Origin of the sequence: Lentilactobacillus parabuchneri DSM 5707 = NBRC 107865, assembly GCF_001435315.1 — a bacterium.
GTDB classification, from domain to species: Bacteria; Bacillota; Bacilli; order Lactobacillales; family Lactobacillaceae; genus Lentilactobacillus; species Lentilactobacillus parabuchneri.
In genome coordinates this window covers 1-2,117 of the sequence record NZ_AZGK01000033.1, presented here as the reverse complement: position 1 = coordinate 2,117, position 2,117 = coordinate 1, and the positions used below count along the sequence as shown (strand labels likewise).

The following is a 2,117-nucleotide window of genomic DNA, read 5'->3' as shown; positions in this document are numbered from 1 at the left end:
CAACGAAGCATTAATCAGTTATGTGTGCGTTTCGTATTTTGTCTCTATGCCGAAGATGCTGGTATATTTGGTAAGAAGGACCTGTTTCATGATTATCTGAAAGGTATTGAACCCCGCTTCTTAAGACGATCAATCATTGATTTGTTCAAAGTATTAGATACTAAGATTTCTGACCGTGATCCATACCTTGATGATCAATTGGCTCAATTCCCGTATGTAAACGGTGGGCTATTTTCAGAAGAAGACATTGAAATACCTAACTTTACACAAGAACTAAAGGACCTTCTTTTGAATGATGCAAGTGCGGACTTTGATTGGAGTGATATCAGCCCCACAATCTTCGGTGCCGTTTTTGAATCTACTCTAAACCCTGATACACGGCGTGAGGGTGGAATGCACTATACTTCGATTGAAAATATTCATAAGGTTATCGACCCACTTTTCTTGGATGATCTCAAGGAGGAGTTACTGCAGATTAAGCAGTACAAGCAGCCAGCAACATTACGTGAAAAAGCAAAACAATTCCAATTCAAATTGTCTAAACTAACCTTCTTCGATCCAGCTTGTGGTTCAGGTAACTTCTTAACCGAAACATACCTTAGTTTGAGAAAGTTGGAAAACGAAGCCATAAAATTAGCTTTTGGCGATCAAGGTATGTTGGATGTTGGTCAAGATTTGATCAAAGTTTCAATTCAACAGTTTTATGGTATTGAAATTAACGACTTCGCCGTCTCTGTCGCTAAAACCGCTCTTTGGATTGCTGAGTCACAAATGATGGAGGCCACAAAGGCCATTGTTTATACTAATGTTGATTTTTTGCCATTAAAAACCTATACCAAAATCATTGAAGATAATTCACTCCGTGTGGATTGGGACAAACTCATACCAAGACAGAAAATGGATTACATTATGGGTAATCCACCATTCATTGCCAATGCTGGAAGAGTTTCAAAAAATAAAGGACATTCTGTTTCAACAATGAGTCCTGAACAAAAAGAAGATCGTTTGATGTTGTTTGGTACAAAGGGGAATGTCTTGGATTATGTTGCATGCTGGTTTAAGAAGGCTGCCGAGTATATGAGGGACACCACCATTCACTGCGCGTTTGTGGCCACAAATTCTATCGTTCAGGGCCAGCAAACCGTTGCGTTATGGAAAGACTTGTTTGCTGATGGAATTTCAATCAATTTTGCTCGGAAATCATTTAAATGGGAGTCAGAAGCATCAGCGACAGGAACAGTATTTGTTGTCGTTATTGGGTTTAGCTATGAAAAGCAAAGAATACGCTCGTTGTTTGATAACGACACAATGCAAGAGGTTTCAAACATTAACGCATATTTAAATGACGCTGCAAATGTGTTTATAGAAAAAAGAGAGCAGGGGATCAATTCAACTTTAAAAATGAAACGTGGCAGTCAACCTACTGATGGTGGGAACCTCATTCTTAACAGTAAAGAGAAAGATGAATTAGTAAGAAAATATCCTCATATTTCGGCGTTAATTCGTCCTTTCATGATGGGAAAAGATTTTATCAACCGCAAGCCCCGATATTGTTTCTGGCTTGTGGACAAAAGCCCAGATGAATTTCGTAAATATCCTGAGGTAAGGCAGCGATTAGAAAAAGTAAGGTTGTACAGATTGGCCAGCACCAAACCGGCTACCCAGAAAAAAGCACTAACACCTTATAGATTTGATGAAGTAAAAGATTGTAAAACCGATTATATTGCTTTTCCAGAGGTTTCTTCTGCAAAACGAAAGTACATTCCAATCGACTACCTAAGTCCGGACATAATCGGTGGCAATAAATTATATATGGTGGAAAATACAACTTTGTATGATTTTGGGGTCTTAACATCAAACGTCCATATGGCATGGGTAAGGGCAACGGCTTCCTTGTACGGGCCAAGTTACAGCTATTCAAATACAATCGTATTTAATAATTTCCCATGGCCTACCCCTTCCCAAAAACAAATGGAGAGAATTACAGCCACCGCGAAGCAAATAATGAATGCTCGTCGCTTATATCCTAATAGTTCTCTTGCTGACCTTTACGATGAACTAACGATGCCATCCGAACTCCGTAAAGCACATCAAGAAAATGACAAAGCTGTCATGCA

General features: G+C 39.1%; 1 protein-coding gene. It reads left to right on the top strand.

Features of this window, described 5'->3' with window-relative positions; genetic code table 11:
• Positions 1 to 2,117 (top strand): class I SAM-dependent DNA methyltransferase (locus FC51_RS11945; protein WP_155519326.1); only part of this gene is annotated, 2,117 nt, incomplete at both ends.